The 22,371-nt window shown below is 59.1% G+C and carries 17 protein-coding genes; 16 read left to right on the top strand and 1 reads right to left on the bottom strand.

What is annotated here, in order from left to right:
* Position 1 precedes the first annotated feature (1 nt).
* From nuoF to WA845_RS19965, 15 genes are all read left to right on the top strand, one after another.
* Complete coding sequence (gene nuoF / locus WA845_RS20035) at positions 2-1,306, top strand: NADH-quinone oxidoreductase subunit NuoF (RefSeq protein ID WP_004441321.1); 1,305 nt, start codon at positions 2-4, stop codon at positions 1,304-1,306.
* Between the two features lie 148 nt (positions 1,307-1,454).
* Positions 1,455-3,536: an NADH-quinone oxidoreductase subunit NuoG gene (nuoG, locus tag WA845_RS20030; RefSeq protein ID WP_004441323.1), complete on the top strand. Its 2,082-nt coding sequence runs from the start codon at positions 1,455-1,457 to the stop codon at positions 3,534-3,536.
* 12 nt (positions 3,537-3,548) lie between these two features.
* Entirely contained in the window at positions 3,549-4,595 is a 1,047-nt protein-coding gene (nuoH, locus tag WA845_RS20025; RefSeq protein ID WP_004441324.1) for an NADH-quinone oxidoreductase subunit NuoH, read from the top strand.
* A gap of 36 nt (positions 4,596-4,631) precedes the next feature.
* A complete protein-coding gene (gene nuoI, locus WA845_RS20020) occupies positions 4,632-5,123 on the top strand; it encodes an NADH-quinone oxidoreductase subunit NuoI (RefSeq protein WP_004441327.1) in 492 nt (163 codons plus the stop codon).
* A 136-nt stretch (positions 5,124-5,259) separates the two neighbouring features.
* Positions 5,260-5,874 (top strand): NADH-quinone oxidoreductase subunit J, encoded by a 615-nt coding sequence (locus WA845_RS20015; RefSeq protein ID WP_004441329.1) that lies wholly within the window; start codon positions 5,260-5,262, stop codon positions 5,872-5,874.
* Positions 5,875-5,902: 28 nt separating this feature from the next.
* Positions 5,903-6,211: an NADH-quinone oxidoreductase subunit NuoK gene (gene nuoK, locus WA845_RS20010; RefSeq protein WP_003521516.1), complete on the top strand. Its 309-nt coding sequence runs from the start codon at positions 5,903-5,905 to the stop codon at positions 6,209-6,211.
* A gap of 7 nt (positions 6,212-6,218) precedes the next feature.
* Positions 6,219-8,216 carry an NADH-quinone oxidoreductase subunit L gene (nuoL, locus tag WA845_RS20005; RefSeq protein ID WP_004441331.1) on the top strand — a complete coding sequence of 666 codons (1,998 nt, stop codon included), beginning with the start codon at positions 6,219-6,221 and terminating at the stop codon, positions 8,214-8,216.
* Positions 8,216-9,727, top strand: a complete 1,512-nt coding sequence (locus WA845_RS20000; protein WP_112554958.1) for an NADH-quinone oxidoreductase subunit M — start codon at positions 8,216-8,218, stop codon at positions 9,725-9,727. Before nuoL ends, WA845_RS20000 begins: the two co-directional genes overlap by 1 nt.
* Before the next feature lie 18 nt (positions 9,728-9,745).
* Positions 9,746-11,188: an NADH-quinone oxidoreductase subunit NuoN gene (gene nuoN, locus WA845_RS19995; RefSeq protein ID WP_022556035.1), complete on the top strand. Its 1,443-nt coding sequence runs from the start codon at positions 9,746-9,748 to the stop codon at positions 11,186-11,188.
* A gap of 26 nt (positions 11,189-11,214) precedes the next feature.
* Positions 11,215-11,955 carry a biotin--[acetyl-CoA-carboxylase] ligase gene (locus WA845_RS19990; RefSeq protein WP_337322543.1) on the top strand — a complete coding sequence of 247 codons (741 nt, stop codon included), beginning with the start codon at positions 11,215-11,217 and terminating at the stop codon, positions 11,953-11,955.
* Positions 11,956-12,157: 202 nt separating this feature from the next.
* Complete coding sequence (locus tag WA845_RS19985) at positions 12,158-13,825, top strand: ribonuclease J (RefSeq protein ID WP_035207842.1); 1,668 nt, start codon at positions 12,158-12,160, stop codon at positions 13,823-13,825.
* Between the two features lie 126 nt (positions 13,826-13,951).
* A complete protein-coding gene (locus WA845_RS19980; protein WP_162719200.1) occupies positions 13,952-14,257 on the top strand; it encodes a DUF1467 family protein in 306 nt (101 codons plus the stop codon).
* A 659-nt stretch (positions 14,258-14,916) separates the two neighbouring features.
* Positions 14,917-16,239 (top strand): proline--tRNA ligase, encoded by a 1,323-nt coding sequence (gene proS / locus WA845_RS19975; protein WP_112555134.1) that lies wholly within the window; start codon positions 14,917-14,919, stop codon positions 16,237-16,239.
* A 119-nt stretch (positions 16,240-16,358) separates the two neighbouring features.
* On the top strand, positions 16,359-17,666 hold the full coding sequence (locus WA845_RS19970; RefSeq protein ID WP_112554954.1) for a lipoprotein-releasing ABC transporter permease subunit: 1,308 nt from the start codon (positions 16,359-16,361) through the stop codon (positions 17,664-17,666).
* A gap of 15 nt (positions 17,667-17,681) precedes the next feature.
* Positions 17,682-18,365, top strand: coding sequence for an ABC transporter ATP-binding protein (locus WA845_RS19965; RefSeq protein WP_004441345.1), 684 nt, complete (start codon positions 17,682-17,684; stop codon positions 18,363-18,365).
* 118 nt (positions 18,366-18,483) lie between these two features.
* On the opposite strand, the gene WA845_RS19960 is transcribed toward WA845_RS19965, so the two are convergent.
* Positions 18,484-18,786, bottom strand: coding sequence for a hypothetical protein (locus WA845_RS19960; protein WP_128636264.1), 303 nt, complete (start codon positions 18,784-18,786; stop codon positions 18,484-18,486).
* Between the two features lie 72 nt (positions 18,787-18,858).
* Between WA845_RS19960 and dnaE the strand changes: the two genes are divergently transcribed.
* Entirely contained in the window at positions 18,859-22,359 is a 3,501-nt protein-coding gene (dnaE, locus tag WA845_RS19955) for a DNA polymerase III subunit alpha (RefSeq protein ID WP_337322542.1), read from the top strand.
* Positions 22,360-22,371 lie beyond the last annotated feature (12 nt).

Raw genomic sequence — 22,371 nt, 5'->3', positions numbered from 1 at the left:
CATGTTAAAAGATCAGGATCGCATCTTTACCAATCTCTACGGCCTCAAGGACAAATCCCTGAAAGGCGTGCTGGCGCGCGGCCACTGGGACGGCACCAAGCAGATCATCGAAAAGGGTCGTGACTGGATCATCAACGAGATGAAGGCTTCGGGCCTTCGCGGTCGCGGCGGCGCTGGCTTCCCGACGGGTCTCAAGTGGTCCTTCATGCCGAAGGAAAATGACGGCCGTCCTCATTATCTCGTCGTTAACGCCGATGAATCCGAGCCCGGCACCTGCAAGGACCGCGAAATCCTGCGCAACGATCCGCACACGCTGATCGAAGGCTGCGTGATCGCCGGTTTCGCCATGGGCGCGCACACCGCTTACATCTATGTTCGCGGCGAATATATGCGCGAACGTGAGGCTCTTCAGGCGGCCATCGACGAATGTTACGATGCCGGTCTGCTCGGCGGTAACAACAAGAATGGCTGGGATTTCGACATCTACGTGCATCACGGCGCGGGCGCCTATATCTGCGGCGAAGAGACGGCACTGCTCGAAAGCCTTGAAGGCAAAAAGGGCCAGCCGCGTCTGAAGCCGCCGTTCCCGGCCAATATGGGTCTTTACGGCTGCCCGACGACTGTCAACAACGTTGAATCGATCGCGGTTGCCCCGACCATTCTGCGCCGCGGCGCTGCCTGGTTCTCGTCCATCGGCCGTCCCAACAACGTCGGCACCAAGCTGTTCATGGTCTCCGGCCATGTCGAACGTCCCTGCACATTCGAAGACGCGCTGGGCCTGTCCTTCCGCGAGCTGATCGAGCACCATTGCGGTGGCATTCGTGGCGGCTGGGACAATCTGCTCGGCGTCATCCCCGGCGGCGCATCGTGCCCCATCGTTCGCGGTGAGGACATGAAGGACGCCATCATGGATTTCGACGGCATGCGCGAAGTGAAATCCTCCTTCGGCACCGGCGGCATGATCGTCATGGACAAGTCCACCGACGTCATCAAGGCAATTGCCCGCATCGCTGCCTTCTTCAAGCATGAAAGCTGCGGCCAGTGCACGCCGTGCCGTGAAGGCACGGGCTGGATGTGGCGCGTGCTGGAACGCATGGTCAAGGGTAACGCGCAGAAGCGCGAAATCGACATGCTGTTCGAAGTGACGAAGCAGATCGAAGGCCACACCATCTGTGCGCTCGGCGACGCCGCCGCATGGCCGGTACAGGCGCTGATCCGCAATTTCCGTCCGGAAATCGAAAAGCGCATCGACCAATATACCTACAGGGCCATGGATGATGGCGCTGTTCTGGAAGCCGCTGAATAAGCGTTGAGGCTTCGAGCGGAGCCGGAATTTCCGGCCTCGCGACACCATGAAGCGCCTGGCAGACATCATCAGTGCCGGGCGTGATTAAGGATTTGTTGCGGACCGTGTGAGACATGGGACGAACAGGCAACAGGACGTAAGTAGAACCATGGCAAAGCTCAAGGTTGACGGTAAAGAGATCGAGGTTCCGGATCATTTCACGCTGTTGCAGGCGTGCGAGGAGGCTGGCGCCGAAGTTCCGCGCTTTTGTTTTCATGAGCGCTTGTCGGTCGCGGGTAACTGCCGCATGTGTCTCATCGAGGTAAAGGGCGGACCGCCGAAGCCGGCCGCTTCCTGCGCCATGGGCGTGCGCGACGTTCGCGGCGGCCCGAACGGCGAATTGCCTGAGGTTTTCACCAACACGCCGATGGTCAAGAAGGCCCGCGAAGGCGTGATGGAGTTCCTGCTCATCAACCATCCGCTGGATTGCCCGATCTGCGACCAGGGCGGCGAATGCGACCTGCAGGACCAGGCCATGGCCTTCGGTATCGCCGGTTCGCGTTACGCGGAAAACAAGCGCGCGGTTGAAGACAAATATATCGGACCGCTCGTCAAGACGGTCATGAACCGCTGCATCCACTGCACGCGCTGCGTCCGTTTCACCACGGAAGTGGCCGGCATTGCCGAACTCGGCCTCATCGGCCGTGGCGAAGATGCCGAAATCACCACCTATCTCGAGCAGGCGATGACCTCGGAGCTGCAGGGCAACGTCGTTGACCTTTGCCCCGTCGGCGCGCTCACCTCCAAGCCTTTCGCCTTCACGGCCCGTCCGTGGGAACTGAACAAGACCGAAACCATCGACGTGATGGATGCGCTCGGTTCGGCCATCCGCGTCGATACCCGCGGCCGCGAAGTCATGCGTGTCATGCCGCGTGTCAACGAGGCCATCAACGAAGAGTGGATTTCCGACAAGAGCCGCTTCATCTGGGATGGCCTGAAGACTCAGCGCCTCGACCGGCCTTACGTCCGCAAGGATGGCCGCCTGCAGCCCGCAACCTGGGGCGAAGCCTTCGGTGCGATCAAGCAGGCTGTGGCTGCGACCTCAGGCAACAAGATCGGCGCGATTGCCGGCGATCTGTCGTCCGTCGAAGAAATGTTCGCGCTGAAGTCGCTTCTCGCTTCGCTCGGCTCGGCCAATGTTGATTGCCGCCAGGATGGCGCAGCGCTTGACCCGTCGCTCGGCCGCGCCAGCTACCTGTTCAATTCCACCATCGAAGGTATCGAACAGGCGGACGCCCTGCTGATCGTTGGCTCCAACCCGCGTTACGAAGCAGCTGTCCTCAACGCCCGCATCCGCAAGCGCTGGCGTCGCGGCGGTTTCCCGATCGGTGTGATCGGTGAAGCCGGTGAGCTGCGTTACAATTACGAATATCTCGGCTCGGGCGCTGAAACACTGTCCGATCTCGCCAATGGTTCGCACAGCTTCGTTGACAAGCTGAAGTCCGCCAAGAATCCGCTGATCATCATCGGTCAGGGCGCATTGTCCCGTGCTGATGGCGCTGCCGTTCTTGCCGCCGCTGCCAAGCTCGCGACCTCCGTCGGCGCTGTCACCGAAGAGTGGAATGGCTTCTCGGTCCTGCACACTGCCGCTGCCCGCGTTGGTGGTCTCGATATCGGCTTCGTGCCGGGGGAGGGCGGTGTTGCTGCAGCAGACATGGTCGCCTCGATGGATGTTCTCTTCCTGCTCGGCGCCGATGAACTCGACCTGTCGAATAAGGGCGCGAAGTTCACCGTCTATATCGGCAGCCATGGCGATCAGGGTGCAATGAACGCCGACGTCATCCTTCCGGGTGCGGCCTATACCGAGAAGTCCGGTATCTGGGTCAACACCGAAGGCCGCGTCCAGCTTGGCAACCGTGCCGGTTTCGCACCGGGCGAGGCCCGCGAAGACTGGGCAATCCTGCGTGCGCTGTCCGACGTCCTCGGCAAGAAGCTGCCGTTCGATTCGCTGTCCGCCCTGCGCGGCCAGCTCTACGTCGCTCATCCGCATCTGGCGGAAACCGACGAGATCGTTGCCGGCAAGGCTTCGGATATCGAGGCTCTGGCTGCTAAAACCGGCTCGCTCGTGAAGTCGGCGTTTGCTTCGCCGGTAAAAGACTTTTATTTGACGAACCCGATTGCGCGCGCCTCTGCCGTCATGGCCGAGTGCTCCGCATTGGCCCGCAACAATTTCCAGGCTGCGGCAGAGTAAGGGTAGGGGATTATGGAATCGTTTTTCTGGAGCTACGTCTGGCCCGCGCTGATCATGGTCGGCCAGTCCCTGCTGCTTCTCGTTTGCCTTCTGGTGGCCATCGCCTTCCTGCTGCTTGCAGACCGCAAGGTCTGGGCGGCCGTACAGCTGCGCCGTGGTCCGAACGTCGTTGGTCCCTTCGGTCTTTTCCAGTCCTTCGCTGACCTCTTGAAGTTCATCCTGAAGGAGCCCGTCATTCCGGCCGGCGCCAACAAGGCGGTCTTCCTGCTGGCGCCGCTGGTTGCCGTGACGCTGGCGCTCGCCACCTATGCCGTCATTCCCTTCAATGAAGGCTGGGTCGTCGCCAATATCAATGTCGGCATTCTCTACATCTTCGCGATCTCGTCGCTTGAAGTGTACGGCATCATTATGGGCGGCTGGGCTTCGAACTCGAAATATCCGTTCCTCGGCGCGCTGCGTTCGGCGGCACAGATGGTGTCCTACGAAGTCTCGATCGGTCTCGTCATCGTCACCGTTCTGCTTTGCGTTGGTTCGCTGAACCTCACGGATATCGTTCTGGCGCAGCGTACCGGCCTCGGCACCATGCTCGGCCTGCCGGCATCGTTCCTTGACTGGCACTGGCTGTCGCTGTTCCCGATGTTCATCGTGTTCTTCATTTCGGGTCTCGCCGAAACCAACCGTCCGCCCTTCGACCTTCCGGAAGCGGAATCGGAACTGGTTGCCGGTCACATGGTGGAATATGGCTCCACGCCGTACATGATGTTCATGCTCGGTGAATATGCTGCGATCGTTCTGATCTGCTGCCTGACGACCATCCTGTTTCTTGGCGGCTGGCTGCCGATCGTCGATGTATGGTTCCTGAACTGGGTGCCGGGCATCGTCTGGTTCGCCATCAAGGGCTGCATGGTATTCTTCATGTTCGCTCTGGTGAAGGCCTTCGTTCCGCGTTACCGCTATGACCAGCTCATGCGCCTTGGCTGGAAGGTGTTCCTGCCGCTGTCGCTCGCCATGGTCGTTATTGTTGCATTCGTATTGAAGCTGACGGGGTGGGCCGGTTGATGTCTGAACTCCTCGCTCAAAGATCTGGAGACTGAGATGGCAAGCCTCTCCCAAGCCGTCAACTCGCTGTTCCTCAAGGAATTCGTCGGCGCGATCTTCCTGACCATGCGTCACTTCTTCAAGCAGAAGGCGACGATCAACTATCCTTTCGAGAAGGGTCCGGTCTCGCCCCGCTTCCGTGGTGAACATGCTCTGCGCCGCTACCCGAACGGTGAAGAACGCTGCATCGCCTGCAAGCTGTGTGAAGCGATCTGTCCTGCTCAGGCGATCACCATCGAAGCCGGCCCGCGTCGCAACGACGGCACCCGCCGCACGGTGCGTTACGATATCGACATGGTGAAGTGCATCTATTGCGGCTTCTGCCAGGAAGCCTGCCCGGTGGACGCCATCGTTGAAGGCCCGAACTTCGAATTCGCGACGGAAACCCGCGAAGAGCTTTATTTCGACAAGCAGAAGCTTCTCGACAATGGCGACCGCTGGGAGCGTGAAATCGCGCGCAACCTCGCACTGGATGCACCTTACCGTTAAGGTGCAACCGTCTTTCCGGGGAGCAACCCCGGAGAGCGATGAAAAGTAAAATGCCTGCGCGGTTTTCGCCGGCGGGGACGAAACGGGCGAGGGGGCTTCCGGCCATTTCTCCCGATGAGGACAAGAAGGCACCAAAATGGGTCTGCACGCTGTATTCTTTTATATATTCGCTTTCGTCGCCGTGGCGTCTGCGTTCATGGTCATCGCATCGAAGAACCCTGTTCATTCGGTGCTGTTTCTGATCCTGACCTTCTTCAACGCAGCTGCGCTGTTCCTGCTGACGGGAGCCGAATTCCTCGGCATGATCCTGCTGGTGGTTTATGTCGGCGCCGTGGCGGTGCTCTTCCTCTTCGTCGTCATGATGCTGGATGTGGATTTCGCCGAGCTTCGCTCCGGCGTGCTGCAATATGCGCCTGTCGGCGCACTGATCGGCGTCATTCTTGCGGCTGAGCTGATCGTCGTCGTGGGCGGCAGCGTGCTCAACCCGCAGGCGGCCAAGTCCATCACCATGCCGATCCCGCCGGTTGCCGAACGCACCAATACGGCCGCGCTCGGTGACGTGCTCTATACCAATTACGTCTACTTCTTCCAGCTCGCCGGCCTCGTGCTGCTGGTGGCCATGATCGGCGCCATCGTGCTGACGCTGCGTCATCGCACCGACATCAAGCGGCAGGACATTGCCACGCAGGTCGGCCGTGACCCCAAGACCGCGGTTACCACGGTCAAGGTCAAGCCGGGCCAGGGCATCTGAGGCGCGAACGGATCCAAGGAAACAGAATATGGAAATCGGTCTTTCCCACTACCTGACGGTCAGCGCGATCCTCTTTACGATCGGCGTCTTCGGCATCTTCCTCAACCGGAAGAACGTCATCGTCATCCTGATGTCGATCGAACTCATTTTGCTCGCGGTCAACATCAACATGGTGGCCTTCTCGGCATTCCTGAACGATATCGTCGGCCAGGTCTTCGCCCTGTTCATTCTGACCGTTGCAGCCGCTGAAGCGGCGATCGGTCTTGCAATACTCGTTGTCTTCTACCGCAACCGCGGATCGATCGCCGTGGAAGACGTCAATATGATGAAGGGCTGATAAGGCTATGATCTACAAGGCTATCGTCTTTCTTCCACTGATCGGCTTCCTGATTGCGGGCCTCTTTGGCCGCTCCATCGGCGCCAAGGCATCGGAATATGTCACCACCGGTCTGATGATCGTGGTTGCCATCCTGTCCTGGATCGTGTTCTTCAACGTCGCACTCGCCCATGGCGAGCCGGGCGAGGTGATCAAGGTCACTGTGCTGCGCTGGATTCAGTCGGGCGGTATCGACGTCGAATGGGCGTTCCGCATCGACACGCTGACGGCCGTCATGTTCGTCGTGGTCAACACCGTCTCGACGCTGGTGCACCTCTATTCGATCGGATACATGCACCACGATCCGCATCGTCCTCGCTTCTTCGCCTATCTCTCGCTTTTCACCTTCGCAATGCTGATGCTGGTGACTTCCGACAACCTGCTGCAGATGTTCTTCGGCTGGGAAGGCGTGGGTCTGGCGTCCTATCTGCTGATCGGCTTCTGGTTCAAGAAGCCGTCCGCATCTGCCGCGGCGATGAAGGCCTTCATCGTCAACCGCGTCGGTGACTTCGGCTTCATCCTCGGCATCTCCGGCGTCTTCGTGCTGTTCGGCTCGATCAACTTCGAAACCATCTTTGCTGCCGCCGGCACTTATCTGCCGGCTGAGGGCGCTGCCTCGACCGAAACCGTCATCAACCTGTTCGGCATGCAGCTGGACAAGGCCAATGCGATGACGGGCGTCTGCCTGCTGCTCTTCATGGGCGCCATGGGTAAATCGGCGCAGTTCCTGCTGCACACCTGGCTGCCGGACGCGATGGAAGGCCCAACCCCGGTTTCGGCGCTCATTCATGCCGCAACCATGGTTACTGCCGGTGTCTTCCTCGTCGCCCGCATGTCGCCGCTGTTTGAACTCTCGCATGATGCCTTGACCGTCGTGACGCTGATCGGCGCGATCACCGCCTTCTTCGCGGCGACCGTCGGTCTGGTGCAGAACGACATCAAGCGCGTTATCGCTTACTCGACCTGCTCGCAGCTCGGTTACATGTTCGTGGCGCTTGGCGTCGGTGCTTACGGTGCTGCCGTGTTCCACCTCTTCACGCACGCCTTCTTCAAGGCCCTGCTGTTCTTGTGCGCCGGCTCTGTCATCCACGCCGTCGATGGCGAGCAGGACATGCGTTACATGGGCGGTCTGCGCAAGCACATCCCCATCACCTTCTGGACTATGACTGTCGGCACGCTGGCGCTGACCGGCGTTGGTATCCCGGGAACGATGATCGGTTTTGCCGGCTTCTTCTCGAAGGACGTCATCATCGAATCCGCTTATGCCTCGCATTCGGTTCTGTCTGGTTTCGCCTTCACGCTGCTGGTCATCGCCGCGCTGTTCACCAGTTTCTATTCCTGGCGTCTGGCCTTCATGACCTTCTTCGGCAAGCCGCGCGCTTCTGCCGACGTCATGCACCATGTGCATGAATCGCCGATGGTCATGCTGATCCCGCTCTTCATCCTCACCGTTGGCGCGATCTTCGCCGGCGTTGCCTTCGAAGGTTACTTCTTCGGCCACGAATATGCCGAATTCTGGAAGGGCGCTCTCTTCACGCTCCCGGAAAACGAGATCCTCGAAGAGTTCCACCATGTTCCGCTGTGGGTGAAGTGGAGCCCGTTCTTCGCCATGGCGCTTGGTTTCGTGACCGCCTGGTACATGTACATCAAGTCGCCTGAGACGCCGAAGCGTCTGGCCGAGACCCATCGTGGACTCTACCAGTTCCTTCTCAACAAGTGGTATTTCGACGAACTCTATGACTTCCTCTTCGTTCGTTCCGCGAAGGCGCTCGGCCGCTTCCTGTGGAAGAAGGGCGACGTCGCCGTCATCGACCACTATGGACCCAACGGCATTGCAGCGCGTGTGGTTGACGTGACCAACCGCATGGTCCGCCTGCAATCCGGTTACCTCTATCATTATGCCTTTGCGATGCTGATCGGCATCGCGGCGCTTGTCACCTGGATGATGCTCGGGAGTGCCCTCTGATGACCGATTGGCCCATTCTTTCAACGGTCACCTTTCTGCCGCTCGTCGGCGTGGTGCTCCTGCTTCTGACGAATGAGAACGGCCCCTATGGTCGCCGCAACATTCTCAATGTCTCGCTGCTGACGACCGTTTTCACTTTCATCGTGTCGCTGTTCATCTGGATCGGTTTCGACAATTCGAACCCCGGCTTCCAGATGGTCGAGAAGCATGAATGGTTCGGCAACATCGCCGCCTACCATCTCGGCGTCGATGGCATCTCCATGCTCTTCGTTATCCTCACCACTTTCCTCATGCCTTTCTGCGTGCTGGCAAGCTGGGATTCGGTCGAGAAGCGCATCAAGGAATACATGATCGCCTTCCTGCTGCTGGAAGTTGTCATGATCGGCGTCTTCGTGGCGCTGGATACCGTTCTCTTCTACGTATTCTTCGAAGCGACGCTGATCCCGATGTTCATCATCATCGGCGTGTGGGGCGGCAAGGATCGCGTTTACGCCTCCTATAAGTTCTTCCTCTACACGCTGCTCGGCTCGGTCCTGACCATGCTGGCGATCATGGCCATGTACTGGCAGGCCGGCACGACCGATATGACGGAACTGCTGAAGTACGGCTTCCCGGCCGGCATGCAGACCTGGCTGTGGCTCGCCTGTTTTGCCGCCTTCTCGGTCAAGATGCCGATGTGGCCGGTGCACACCTGGCTGCCGGATGCCCACGTTCAGGCCCCGACCGCAGGTTCGGTCATTCTGGCTGGCGTCATGCTGAAGCTCGGCGGTTACGGTTTCATCCGCTTCTCGCTGTCGATGTTCCCGCTGGCGTCGGACTATTTCGCACCTTTCGTCTTTACGCTGTCGGTTCTCGCCATCATCTACACCTCGCTGGTGGCGATGATGCAGGACGACATCAAGAAGCTGATTGCCTACTCGTCTGTTGCCCACATGGGTTACGTCACGATGGGTATCTTCGCCGCCAACGTTCAGGGCGTGCAGGGCGCGATCTTCCAGATGCTGTCGCACGGTATTGTCTCGGGCGCGCTCTTCCTCTGCGTCGGCGTTGTTTACGACCGTCTGCATACCCGCGAAATCGCGGCCTATGGCGGTCTCGTCAACAACATGCCGAAATATGCGGTCGCCTTCATGATCTTCACCATGGCCAATGTCGGTCTGCCCGGCACATCAGGCTTCATCGGTGAATTCCTGACGCTGGTCGGTGTCTTCCGCGCCAACACGCTGGTTGCGCTGTTTGCCGCAACCGGTGTCATTCTCTCGGCCGCTTATGCGCTGTGGCTTTATCGCCGCGTGATCTTCGGTGCGCTGGAGAAGGAAAGCCTGAAGAGCCTGCTCGATCTCTCGGCCCGCGAAAAGGTCATCCTTTATCCGCTGGTTGTGCTGACCATCTTCTTCGGCGTCTATCCGGCTCCGGTGTTCGATGCGACAGCCGCATCGGTCGATCTTCTGGTAAACAACTATACGGCTGCATTGCAGGCGGCGCAAAATGTTGCGCTCACTATGAATTGACGACAGGACCCGTTGGACATGACCGCTGAAATCCTTTTTGCCAGTCTGCACATTGCGACGCCCGAGCTGATCCTCGCGATCGGCGCGCTGGCGCTGCTCATGATTGGCGTCTTCTCGGGCGACAAGTCGACAACGACGGTCACCGGCCTTGCCGTTGCCCTCCTGCTCGTCGTCGGTCTCTGGATCATCTTTGCCCCCGCATCGGGTGTGGCTTTCGGCGGTGTCTACATCGCCGATGCCTTCGGTAATTTCATGAAGGTGCTGGCGCTGATCGGCTCCATCACCGCCATGATCCTGGCCGTTGGCCAGGGCCGCTTCGAACCGATCGGCCGTTTCGAATATCCGGTGCTGCTGGTTCTCGCGACGCTCGGCATCCTGCTGATGATCTCGGCCAATAACCTGATCTCGCTCTACATGGCGCTGGAACTGCAGTCGCTGGCGCTTTATGTCGTCTGCGCCATCAACCGCGAGAGCCTGCGTTCCACGGAAGCGGGCCTGAAATACTTCGTTCTCGGTGCGCTCTCTTCCGGCATGCTGCTTTACGGCATGTCGCTGGTCTACGGCTTCACCGGCAATACCGGCTTTACCGAAATCGCCCAGGTTCTGGCCTCGGAAACCCGTTCGCTCGGTCTCGTTTTCGGTCTGGTCTTCGTATTGGCCGGTCTGGCGTTCAAGATTTCCGCCGTTCCCTTCCACATGTGGACGCCGGACGTTTATGAAGGCGCGCCAACCCCGGTCACGGCCTTCCTCTCGGCCGCACCGAAGATCGGCGCCATGGCGATCCTCGTCCGCATCGTCATCGAGGCCTTCCAGCCAGTCTTTGCCGACTGGCAGCAGATCGTCGTCTTCATCTCCATCGCGTCCATGCTGCTCGGTTCCTTCGCCGCAATCGGCCAGAAGAACATCAAGCGCCTGATGGCCTATTCCTCCATCGGTCACATGGGTTATGCGCTGGTCGGTCTTGCTGCTGGCACGCAGGCTGGTGTTGCTGGCGTTATCCTTTACATGGCCGTCTACATGGTCATGACGCTTGGTACCTTCGCCTGCATCCTCGCCATGCGCCGCAAGGAAATCGGCAATGTCGAGAATGTCGAAGATCTCGCCGGTCTTTCGTCTTCCAATCCCTTCATGGCGGTTGTGCTGACGATCCTGATGTTCTCGCTTGCCGGCATTCCGCCGCTCGCCGGCTTCTTCGGCAAGTACTACGTGTTCCTGGCCGCCATCGAAGCGAAGCTTTATCCGCTCGCCATCATCGGTGTGATCGGTTCGGTTGTCGGCGCTTATTATTACATCCGCGTCGTCAAGGTCATGTGGTTTGATGAAGCCAAGGACAAGTTCGAGCGTCCGTCGGGCGAACTCAAAGTGGTTTATGCGCTGTCGGCCTTCTTCACCGTCGCCTTCATCGTCTTCGGCGGTGCACTTGGCAACGCGGTCACTGCTGCGGCGAAGACCTTCTTTTGAGCAGTACACGAAGGAATACGGGCCGGATGTCCATCGACGATATCAGGCACGAGGCGATGGCGGAAACGCCATCGACCAATCTGGAATGTTTCGCCCGGGCGCGGGCGGGCGATGGCGGCAACCTGTGGGTTACCGCCATCCGACAGACCGGCGGCCGGGGCCGCCGTGGCCGGGCCTGGGTGTCAGAGCCCGGCAATCTCTACGCTTCCCTTCTTCTGATCGATCCCGCGCCGATTGAGCGCATCGGCTCCCTGCCGCTCGCTTTTGCGCTCGCGGTCTATCGCGCCATTCGCGCGGTTTTGCCGCCGGGTGGCGAAGCGCTTGAAATCAAATGGCCGAACGATGTGCTGATTGGCCGCCGCAAGACCTGCGGCATTCTGATGGAAGCCGAGCTTTTGCCTGACGGCCGGCGCGCCATCGTCATCGGCATTGGTATCAATATCGCCCATAAACCTGATAATCCGCTTTATCCCGTTACGATGCTGTCGGAACATGGTGCGGCTTGCTCGCCCGAGGAACTGTTTGCCCATCTCTTCTGTGAAACGGCCGAGGTTCTGCGCGAATGGGATGAGGGCAGGGGCGTATCCGCCATTATCGCCAGCTGGCGGGCAGCGGCCTGCGGCATTGGCGAACATATCACCGTCAATTTTCCGGATCGTTCGATCGGCGGGCGTTTTGTCGGAATTGATGATAATGGTTATCTGCTGCTGGATGAGGACGAGGGCGCAAGACGCTCCATTGCCGCTGGCGACGTGTTTTTCGGATGAGGTGCACGGTGCGGGTAAAAAACCCGCGCCGAACCGGATCCCATAGGTTGGAGCTTTCCTGCAGCTCATGAAATGCAGGGTGACAAACCGGCTCCGCATCGGCCCGGTCGATCAGATGGTTCAACAGGTCCGATGCTGATAGCAGCGGCATGGCGCGGCGTGATGCCGTCCTGCGCGCTTTTTTGAATGGATAAGAAAAACAATGGCTCAACAGGACGAACTGGTTTTTGTGCCGCTTGGCGGCGTGGGTGAAATTGGCATGAATCTGGCGCTTTACGGCTACGGGCCGGCGAGCAAGCGCCAGTGGATCATGGTGGATTGCGGCGTGACCTTTGCCGGTCTCGATCTGCCTGGTGTCGATCTCGTGCTGCCCGATATCAGCTATATCGAGGCGCAGAAAAAGAACCTCAAGGGCATCATCATCACCCACGCGCATGAAGACCACTATGGTGCGCTGAACGATCTCTGGCCCGGCCTCAACGTGCCGGTCTACGCCTCGGCGTTCACCGCCGGCATGCTGGAGGCGAAGCGCGCTTATGAAGGCAGCCGTGCGGAAATTCCGATCACGCCGTTCAAGGCGGGTGACCGCATCAATGTTGGTCCCTTCGAAATCGAAGCGGTTGGCGTCAATCACTCCATCCCCGAACCGATGTCGCTGGTCATCCGCACACCGCTCGGTAATGTCATCCATACCGGTGACTGGAAAATCGATGAGGCGCCTTCACTTGGGCCGTTGACGGATGAAGCCCGCTTCCGCGCCATCGGTGAAGAGGGCGTGCTGGCGCTGATGTGCGACAGCACAAACTCCGTGCGGGATGGTGTATCGCCTTCCGAGCATGAGGTTTCGGAAGGTCTGCGCCAGATCATCGAAAATGCCGAAGGCCGCGTGGCCGTTACCACCTTCTCTTCCAATGTCGGGCGTATCCGCTCGATCGCGCAGGCGGCTGAGGCTGCCGGTCGTGAAGTGCTGCTGCTCGGCTCGTCGCTGAAGCGTGTCGTCAACGTGTCGCAGGACCTCGGCATTATGGAAGGCATCAAGCCGTTCCTCGCTGAAGATGAATTCGGTTATATCCCGCGTGATCGTGTGGTGCTGATCCTGACGGGTTCGCAGGGGGAACCGCGCGCAGCACTCGCCAAGCTTTCCCGCGATGAGATGCGCAATGTGGCGCTCGCCTCGGGCGATACGGTCGTCTTTTCGTCGCGCGCTATCCCAGGCAACGAAAAGGCGATCATCGATATCAAGAACGGCCTGATCGAACAGGGCGTCCACATCGTCACCGACAATGAGGCGCTCGTTCACGTCTCCGGCCATCCGCGCCGTAACGAGCTTCTGAAGATGTATGAATGGACGAAGCCGCAGATCGTCGTGCCTGTGCACGGCGAGGCGGCGCATCTGGTGGCGCAGAAGGAACTGGCCGAACAGGCGGGCATTTCGCAGGTGCCGAAGGTGCGCAACGGCAACGTTCTGCGCCTCGCACCCGGCCCGGCGGAAGTAATCGATGACGTGCCGCATGGCCGCGTCTTCAAGGACGGCAATCTCGTCGGTGACATGGACGAGATGGGCATCAGCAATCGCCGCAAGCTCTCCTTCGCCGGCCACGTCGCCGTCAATGTCGTGCTGGACAGCCGTTACGACTTCCTCGGCGATCCCGATGTCGTGCCTTTCGGCCTGCCGGAATTCGATGATGAGGATGAGGCGATGGAGGACACGCTTTATGACGCCGTGCTCGGCGCCGTCGAGAGCATTCCGCGCGCCCGCCGCAAGGATCTGGAACTGCTGCGTGAAGCCGTGCGCCGCGCCGTACGCGCCGCCGCCAACCAGAGTTGGGGCAAGAAGCCGATCGTGACGGTTTTTGTAACCAAGGTCTGAGCCGGCCGTCCGGCCGATTGGCCGGCCCCCTGTCTCTTCCTCTCTGATTTCTGAGCCGCGCCGCAAAGCGCGGCTCTTCTCTTTTCTTTTAGGATTTCTTGCGGAGTGATTCCGATCTGCGGATGAATGCGTTACAAGAAGCCCATTGCGCAGGAGGATCACATGCCGCTTCTTTCGGCCTTCGCCGTTTATTTCATCGTCTGGTGGACGGTGCTTTTCATCGTGTTGCCGATTGGCCTGCGCACCCAGGATGAAGACGGAGATGTCGCACTGGGCACGGTCGCCAGCGCACCCTCCCGCTTCAAGGGCGGGCGGATCGTTTTGTGGACGACCCTGATCTCGGCTTTGATCTGTGGCCTATGGTATGCCGGAACCTGGTGGTTCGGTGTCAGCCTTGATGATCTGCCGAGAATTATTCCCGTTTTCGACTAAAGACAGCGGGGCGGTATCCGCCCCAGTCGCGTCTTGACGGGGTGGCCCGAGAACGAACCCCGGAACTGCCTAAGCATCGGGCAGTCCGCCATCAATCCGGCCAAACACTGTCATATGGATGTCATATCTATCGTGCACACAGCAGGAGCTTGCTGATCTTGATTCATCGCGGAGCTCTGCGGAATGACGAAGCGAGCGGGGCAATTTGCCAAGGCAAAAAAAAACAAGGCCTTTCAGCCTTGTTTTCCAGTTTTCGCGTGATCTGTAACCGTTACCGGGGCTGCGAACGAGCGCGCCTAAGATCTGATCCTCCCAAGACTGACCGCGAAAATGACAAGAATTTAAACTTCCTGCCTCTTTTGTAAGCTAAAGCTAGCTCAAACCCCCAGCCTTGTCATCTCATTTTTTGCATATTTGTTACAGTCGGCAAAAAATTCCCTGTGGTGCATTTTGTCGCACCCGATCAAGAATAATATTTCGGCCAAAGCGTTTTGGCGCGAATTAGCTATCGCGAAAATACAACGAAATGCCCATTAAACGCTCTTTTCATGGCGGGTTTTCATCCGCCCCGGAAACGGCTATATCCGGCGCCAATATCCCTCTATTCGGGGCGATTCCCGCAGCTTCGCGCGCTATCGTCCGCATCAATGGAAGCCGTCATGCGTCTCAGCCGTTATTTCATGCCCATCCTGAAGGAAAACCCCAAGGAAGCGGAAATCGTTTCTCACCGTCTCATGCTGCGCGCCGGCATGATCCGGCAGCAGTCGGCTGGCATTTATTCCTGGCTGCCGCTGGGCAAGCGTGTGCTGGACAAGGTCAACAAGATTATCCGCGAGGAGCAGAACCGCTCCGGCGCCATCGAGCTTCTGATGCCGACCCTGCAGTCCGCGGAACTCTGGCAGGAAAGCGGCCGTTACGACGACTACGGCAAGGAGATGCTGCGCATCAAGGACCGCCAGGATCGTCAGATGCTCTACGGCCCCACCAATGAGGAGATGATCACCGACATCTTCCGTTCCTATGTGAAGTCCTACAAGAACCTGCCGCTGAACCTCTATCATATTCAGTTGAAGTTCCGCGACGAGGTGCGTCCCCGCTTCGGCACGATGCGCTCGCGCGAATTCCTGATGAAGGACGCCTATTCCTTTGACCTGACCAAGGAAGATGCGATCCATTCCTATAACAAGATGTTCGTGGCTTACCTGCGCACGTTCGAACGTCTCGGCCTTCGCGCTATTCCCATGCGTGCCGATACAGGTCCGATCGGCGGCAACCACAGCCATGAATTCATCATTCTCGCTGATACCGGCGAATCCGAAGTCTTCTGCCACAAGAGCTTCCTGGACCGCGCCATTCCCGCCGAAAACACCGATTTCGATGATGTTGCAGCGTTGCAGGGCGTGTTTGACGAATGGACAGCCGATTACGCCGCCACCTCCGAGATGCATGACGAGGCCGCCTATGACGCCATTCCCGAGGGCGAGCGCCTTTCGGCACGCGGCATCGAAGTCGGCCACATTTTCTATTTCGGCACCAAATATTCCGAACCGATGGGCGCGAAAGTGCAGGGCAAGGATGGCAAGGAACATCCTGTCCACATGGGTTCCTATGGCATCGGCCCGACACGCCTTGTTCCCGCCATCATTGAAGCATCGCATGACGAGAACGGAATCATCTGGCCGGCTTCGGTCGCTCCTTTCGACGTCGTGATCATCAACATGAAGGCTGGAGACGCGGCCTGCGATGCTGCTTGCGAAAAGCTGTATTATTCGCTCTCCAACGCCGGCAAGGATGTTCTCTACGACGATACGGACGACCGTGCAGGCCAGAAATTCGCCACTGCCGATCTAATTGGCGTGCCGCTGCAGATCATCGTCGGCCCACGTTCGGTCGCGAATGGCGAAGTCGAAGTCAAGGATCGCAAGACCGGCGAACGGGAAACCGTGACGATCGAGGCGGCGATGAACAGGGTGCTCGGCTAAGCGAGCGGAAACCGGAGCGGCTTCACCAGAAGTCCGCTCCGGTTTCGTCGCACAGCCGCAGAAAGAGGGGCCGGTTTTAGGAAAAGACCGGCCTTGCAGTTTGAGATCAGGGAGACGACATGGCACAAGCCGAAGCTGAAAAGGGTGCGGCTGTTTCCGCCGGGGCAAACACCGCCCGGCCGTTTTCCGCTTTTGAACGTATGGTGGCCTGGCGTTACCTGCGCTCGCGGCGCAAGGAAGCCTTCATTTCCGTCATTGCCGGTTTTTCCTTTGTCGGCATTATGCTGGGCGTAGCGACGCTCATCATCGTCATGGCCGTCATGAACGGTTTCCGCACGGAACTGATCTCCCGCATTCTTGGCATCAACGGCCACATGATCGTTAATGCGATCGACCAGCCCTTGAATAATTACGATGAACTGGCGAAGAAGTTCGCCGCCGTCCCCGGCGTTACCATGGCCTTGCCGCTGGTGGAAGGCCAGACGCTTGCCTCCGGCCGCGGTGGCGCGGGCTCTGGCGCGCTGGTGCGCGGCGTGCGCCAGGAGGACATCGACAAGGTCAAGGAAGTAGCGACCAACATCAAGACCGGCGATCTCGTTGGCTTTATGGCCGGAGACGGCGTCCTCGTCGGTTCCAGGCTCGCATCGCAACTGGGTGTAACGGCTGGTGACGATATCACCCTCATATCACCGGAAGGTGATGTGACGCCGATGGGTGTCAATCCCCGCGTGAAATCCTACAAGATTTCCGGCGTCTTTGAGATCGGCATGTCCGAATATGACGCCTCTATGATCTACATGCCGCTCTCCGAGGCGCAGCTCTATTTCAATACGGAAGGGCGTGTCGGGTCCATTGAGCTTTATGTCAGCCGCCCGGACGACGTCGATGGCATCCGCCCGCTGGTGGAGCAGGCGGCGGAACGGCAGATCTACATCGTCGACTGGCGGCAGCGGAACCAGACCTTCTTTTCCGCCCTGCAGGTGGAGCGGAACGTGATGTTCATGATCTTGACCCTCATCGTTCTTGTGGCGGCGCTCAACATCATTTCCGGCCTGATCATGCTGGTAAAGGACAAGGGCAGCGATATCGCCATTCTGCGCACCATGGGCGCAAGCTCAGGTGCCGTCATGCGCATCTTTTTCATGACCGGCGCGGCGATCGGCACGGTCGGCACCTTCGCTGGCGTGGCGCTTGGCGTCATCGTCTGCCTCAATGTCGAATCCATCCGCCAGTTCTTCTCGTGGATATCAGGAACGGTGCTGTTTGATCCGCAGCTCTATTTCCTCAGCCAGCTTCCGGCCGAAATGGATGTTGGTGAAACCATCACCGTCGTCATCATGGCCCTGACGCTCTCTTTCCTGGCAACGATCTTCCCGGCCTGGCGTGCTTCCAAGCTCGATCCGGTGCAGGCCCTGCGTTACGAATAAGGACCGCTTCGCAATATGGCAAAAAAAACAGTGCTGCGGCTTACCGGCGTCGAGAGAACCTATGGTCAGGGCGAGACGTCGCTTTCCATTCTGCGCAAGGCGGATTTCCAGTTGAAGAGCGGTGAGATGGTGGCGCTGGTTGCCCCCTCCGGTACCGGCAAATCCACCCTGTTGCATCTCGCCGGGCTTCTCGAACATCCAGACGCCGGCGAAGTCTATATCAACGATGCGCCCTGCAACGGCCTGCCGGATGAGACCCGCACGGCGATCCGCCGCAGCGACATCGGCTTCGTTTATCAGTTCCACCATCTGCTGCCCGAGTTTTCGGCAGTTGAGAACGTGATGATGCCGCAGCTCATCGCCGGCCTGTCACAGGCGGAGGCGCGTAAACGCGCGAGCGCGCTTCTGGATTACATGCGGGTGGGGCATCGTGGCGAACACCGTCCGGCCGAGCTCTCCGGGGGGGAACAGCAGCGCGTCGCCATTGCCCGCGCCGTCGCCAATGCACCGCTCCTGCTGCTGGCGGACGAGCCGACCGGCAATCTCGATCCAGAGACCGCCTCTTATGTCTTCGACGCACTGGAGGCGCTGGTTCGCCAGTCCGGCCTCGCAGCGCTGATCGCGACGCATAACCACGAGCTCGCCGGCCGGATGGATCGCCGCGTAACGCTCGCCGAGGGCAAGATCGTCGATTTTTGACCTGACCGAGCCTGTCCCGCCATCCACCGACCCCGAACGGCGAGCAAGGCGAGGGATCGGATGCGCCCTTGACGGAGGCTAGCCGCTTGGCTGCCGCGAGCAAGGATTTTTCCAAGTTTCATTTTTTGAACCCGGAGGATTTTTCTTCCGGGTTTTTCGCTTTGGAGTCAGCGGCTTGCGGTTTTGGAAGCGGGAACCGAAAGCGATTCTGCCACGTTGGCAAGGAGAACATCAGCAGAACCCTGTTGACAATCGAACGAAATGAGAACAAAGTTGGAACATAACGAGTAAGGAGAGACCAATGACTGATTTCATCCGTGACGTTGCCGCTTTCACCTCCATTGCTGTCTTCGTTGCCAGCTTTTCGGTAATCCTCACCGCGCTGTGAAGAAGATACCGGCGCAGAAGCCTGTATGGACATCGCAAAGCGGTGGACATCAAGCGCCGGAAATCGGAAAATCGCCCCCGTGATTCAGAATGACAGGATGATGATATGGGCGATACGGTTGTGCGGGCAGAAACCTCTGACGAAAACCTGAACACCCCGGGTTTCGTTCATCTTCGGGTTCATTCCGCTTACTCCCTGCTTGAAGGGGCTCTGCCCCTCAAGAAAATCATGTCCAAGGCGGTTTCAGACGGCCAGCCGGCCATTGCCATTACAGATACCAACAACCTCTTCGTTGCGCTGGAGTTTTCCGAAAAGGCGCGGGATGAGGGTTTGCAGCCCATCATCGGCTGCCAGCTGTCGATCGACATGCAGGATGCGGCGGAGGATCGCCGCAACCACAACAGCCACCTTCAGAAACTTCCCGCTATCGTTCTTCTCGCCGCCGATGCCGAAGGGTATGAGCGGCTGGTGGATCTTGTGAGCCGTGCCTATCTTGAGGGCGAGGGCAGTGGCCATTCCGTGCACATTACCCGCGCATGGCTGGAAGAGGACTCAAATGCGGGCCTGATCGCGCTGACCGGCGCTTCCGGCGGCCCGGTGGATATGGCCTTGAGGGAAGGTCATGCCGCCCAGGCGAAGGAACGGCTGCTGACACTGAAGTCACTCTTCGGTGACCGGCTTTATATCGAATTGCAGCGTCAGTCCGGGTATGACCGTTCGCATGAGCGGCGTATGATCGGCCTCGCTTATGACCATGATATTCCGCTGGTTGCCACAAACGAGGCGTTCTTCCCGTCGAAGGCCGACTACGAAGCGCATGACGCGCTGATGGCGGTGGCGCATAATGCCATTGTTTCGGACGACAGCCGCTTTCGCCTGACGCCCGACCATTACCTCAAAAGTCGAGAAGAAATGACGGCGTTGTTTGCAGACCTGCCGGAGGCGCTGGACAATACCGTCGAGATTGCGTTGCGCTGCTCTTATGTGCTGAAGAAGCGCGGGCCGATCCTGCCACGTTTCACCGGCGCCAGCGACGATCCTGAGGCAGCGGAACGCGCCGAAGCGGAAGAGCTTCGACGTCAGGCGGTGGAGGGGCTGGATCAGCGCCTTGCCGCGCTCGGTATGGCGCCCGGTTATACGGAACAGGATTATCGCGAGCGGCTCGATTTCGAGCTCGGCGTCATCTCGCGCATGAAGTTCCCCGGTTATTTCCTGATCGTTGCCGACTTCATCAAATGGGCCAAGCAGCACGATATCCCGGTCGGACCGGGCCGTGGTTCGGGCGCGGGTTCGCTCGTCGCTTACGCGCTGACGATTACCGATGTCGATCCGCTGCGTTTCTCACTGCTGTTCGAACGCTTCCTTAATCCTGAACGCGTGTCGATGCCCGACTTCGACATCGATTTCTGCCAGGATCGTCGTGAAGAAGTGATCCGCTACGTTCAGGCCAAATACGGCCGCGAGCAGGTTGCGCAGATCATCACCTTCGGTTCGCTCCAGGCGCGCGCGGCCCTGCGCGACGTCGGCCGCGTGCTGGAAATGCCCTACGGGCAGGTGGACAAGATCTGCAAGCTGGTGCCCAACAACCCGGCCAACCCGACGCCGCTTTCGAAGGCGATCGAGGAGGAGCCGCGCCTGCAGGAAGAAGCGGACAGGGAGCCTGTTGTCGCGCGCCTGCTGGATATCGCCCAGAAGATCGAGGGGCTTTATCGCCATGCCTCAACCCATGCTGCCGGTATCGTCATCGGCGACCGCCCGCTATCGAAGCTGGTGCCCATGTATCGCGATCCGCGGTCCGATATGCCGGTCACCCAGTTCAACATGAAGTGGGTTGAAAGCGCCGGCCTCGTCAAATTCGACTTTCTTGGCCTGAAAACGCTGACGGTGCTGAAGGTGGCTGTCGATTTTGTCGCCAAGCGCGGCATCAAGGTCGATCTCGCCGCCATCCCGCTCGATGACGCCAAGACGTATGAGATGCTGTCGCGCGGTGAGACCATCGGCGTGTTCCAGGTGGAAAGTGCCGGCATGCGCAAGGCGCTGATCGGAATGCGGCCGGACTGCATTGAGGACATTATCGCTCTGGTGGCGCTATATCGTCCCGGCCCGATGGAGAACATCCCCGTTTATAACGCCCGCAAACATGGCGAAGAAGAGCTGGAATCGATCCACCCGACCATCGACCATCTGCTGAAGGAAACACAGGGCGTTATCGTTTATCAGGAACAGGTGATGCAGATCGCCCAGGTTCTGTCGGGTTATTCGCTTGGCGAAGCCGATCTTCTGCGCCGCGCCATGGGTAAGAAGATCAAGGAGGAAATGGACAAGCAGCGCGAGCGCTTCGTTGATGGCGCCATCAAGAACGGTGTCTCGAAACCGCAGGCCGACACCATCTTCGATCTCCTCGCAAAATTTGCCAATTACGGCTTCAACAAGAGCCATGCCGCGGCCTACGCGATCGTCTCCTACCAGACGGCCTATATGAAGGCGCATTATCCGGTGGAGTTCCTGGCGGCCTCCATGACGCTCGATATGGCCAATACGGAAAAGCTCAACGATTTCCGTCAGGATGCCAGCCGCCTTGGGATTGAGGTCGTCGCACCTTCGGTACAGACGTCTTTCCGCCAGTTCGAGACGGGCGAAAACCGCATCTATTATTCGCTGGCTGCCATCAAGGGTGTGGGTGAGGGGGCGGTGGAACACATCGTCCAGGTTCGCGATGGCAAGCCGTTCACGAGCCTTGAGGATTTCTGCCTGCGCATCGACCCCAAGCAGATCAACCGCCGCGTGCTGGAAAGCCTCATCAATGCAGGTGCTTTCGATTGTTTCGGCCGCGACCGCGCAGAGTTGATCGGCGGGCTGGACCGTATCATCGGTTATGCCCAGATGGCGCAGAACAACCGCACCATCGGCCAGTCGGACATGTTCGGCTCGGGCGGCGGCAATGGCCCGGAAAAGCTGGTGCTTCCTGCCTTCCAGCCCTGGCTTGCCTCGGAAAAGCTGCTGCGCGAATATCAGGTTCTCGGTTTCTACCTCACGGCCCACCCGCTGGATACCTATCGCCCCGTACTGGAAAAATTGCGCGTGCAGAATTTCGCCGATTTTTCCGCTGCTGTGAAACAGGGGGCGACTGCCGGGCGTCTTGCCGGCACCGTTACCGGCAAACAGGAGCGAAAGACGCGCACCGGCAACAAGATGGGTATCGTCACCTTCTCGGATGCTTCAGGGCAATATGAGGCGGTGTTGTTTTCCGAAGGTCTCGGCCAGTACCGCGACCTGCTTGAGGTCGGCAAGTCGTTGGTGATCACGGTGCAGGCGGAAGAGCGCCCTGAAGGTATCGGTCTGCGCATCCAGACGGCGCAGTCGCTGGAAGAAAAATCCGTGCAGATGCAGAAGGCACTGCGTGTTTATGTGCGTGATTCCGGCCCGCTGAAAACGGTTGCCCGCCACCTCAACACCAGAGGTGACGGCTCGGTCTATTTCATCGTTATCAAGGATGAGGGGAGCCGCGAGATCGAGGTCGAACTGACGGAGAAATACCGTATCTCGCCCGAAATAGCCGCTGCTCTTCGGTCAGCCCCCGGTGTCGTTGATGTGGAACTGGTGTGAGGCGCAGCGCCT

The sequence above is a fragment of the Agrobacterium sp. CMT1 genome (assembly GCF_037203725.1).
GTDB classification, from domain to species: domain Bacteria; phylum Pseudomonadota; class Alphaproteobacteria; order Rhizobiales; family Rhizobiaceae; genus Agrobacterium; species Agrobacterium pusense.
This window is presented reverse-complemented; position numbering and strand designations above follow the sequence as displayed.

Coding starts and splice junctions, on each gene's coding strand:
- nuoF (WP_004441321.1), top strand. CDS start 2: ATGTTAAAAGATCAGGATCGCATCTTTACCAATCTCTACGGCCTCAAG.
- nuoG (WP_004441323.1), top strand. CDS start 1,455: ATGGCAAAGCTCAAGGTTGACGGTAAAGAGATCGAGGTTCCGGATCAT.
- nuoH (WP_004441324.1), top strand. CDS start 3,549: ATGGAATCGTTTTTCTGGAGCTACGTCTGGCCCGCGCTGATCATGGTC.
- nuoI (WP_004441327.1), top strand. CDS start 4,632: ATGGCAAGCCTCTCCCAAGCCGTCAACTCGCTGTTCCTCAAGGAATTC.
- WA845_RS20015 (WP_004441329.1), top strand. CDS start 5,260: ATGGGTCTGCACGCTGTATTCTTTTATATATTCGCTTTCGTCGCCGTG.
- nuoK (WP_003521516.1), top strand. CDS start 5,903: ATGGAAATCGGTCTTTCCCACTACCTGACGGTCAGCGCGATCCTCTTT.
- nuoL (WP_004441331.1), top strand. CDS start 6,219: ATGATCTACAAGGCTATCGTCTTTCTTCCACTGATCGGCTTCCTGATT.
- WA845_RS20000 (WP_112554958.1), top strand. CDS start 8,216: ATGACCGATTGGCCCATTCTTTCAACGGTCACCTTTCTGCCGCTCGTC.
- nuoN (WP_022556035.1), top strand. CDS start 9,746: ATGACCGCTGAAATCCTTTTTGCCAGTCTGCACATTGCGACGCCCGAG.
- WA845_RS19990 (WP_337322543.1), top strand. CDS start 11,215: ATGTCCATCGACGATATCAGGCACGAGGCGATGGCGGAAACGCCATCG.
- WA845_RS19985 (WP_035207842.1), top strand. CDS start 12,158: ATGGCTCAACAGGACGAACTGGTTTTTGTGCCGCTTGGCGGCGTGGGT.
- WA845_RS19980 (WP_162719200.1), top strand. CDS start 13,952: ATGCGTTACAAGAAGCCCATTGCGCAGGAGGATCACATGCCGCTTCTT.
- proS (WP_112555134.1), top strand. CDS start 14,917: ATGCGTCTCAGCCGTTATTTCATGCCCATCCTGAAGGAAAACCCCAAG.
- WA845_RS19970 (WP_112554954.1), top strand. CDS start 16,359: ATGGCACAAGCCGAAGCTGAAAAGGGTGCGGCTGTTTCCGCCGGGGCA.
- WA845_RS19965 (WP_004441345.1), top strand. CDS start 17,682: ATGGCAAAAAAAACAGTGCTGCGGCTTACCGGCGTCGAGAGAACCTAT.
- WA845_RS19960 (WP_128636264.1), bottom strand. CDS start 18,786: ATGTCCATACAGGCTTCTGCGCCGGTATCTTCTTCACAGCGCGGTGAG.
- dnaE (WP_337322542.1), top strand. CDS start 18,859: ATGGGCGATACGGTTGTGCGGGCAGAAACCTCTGACGAAAACCTGAAC.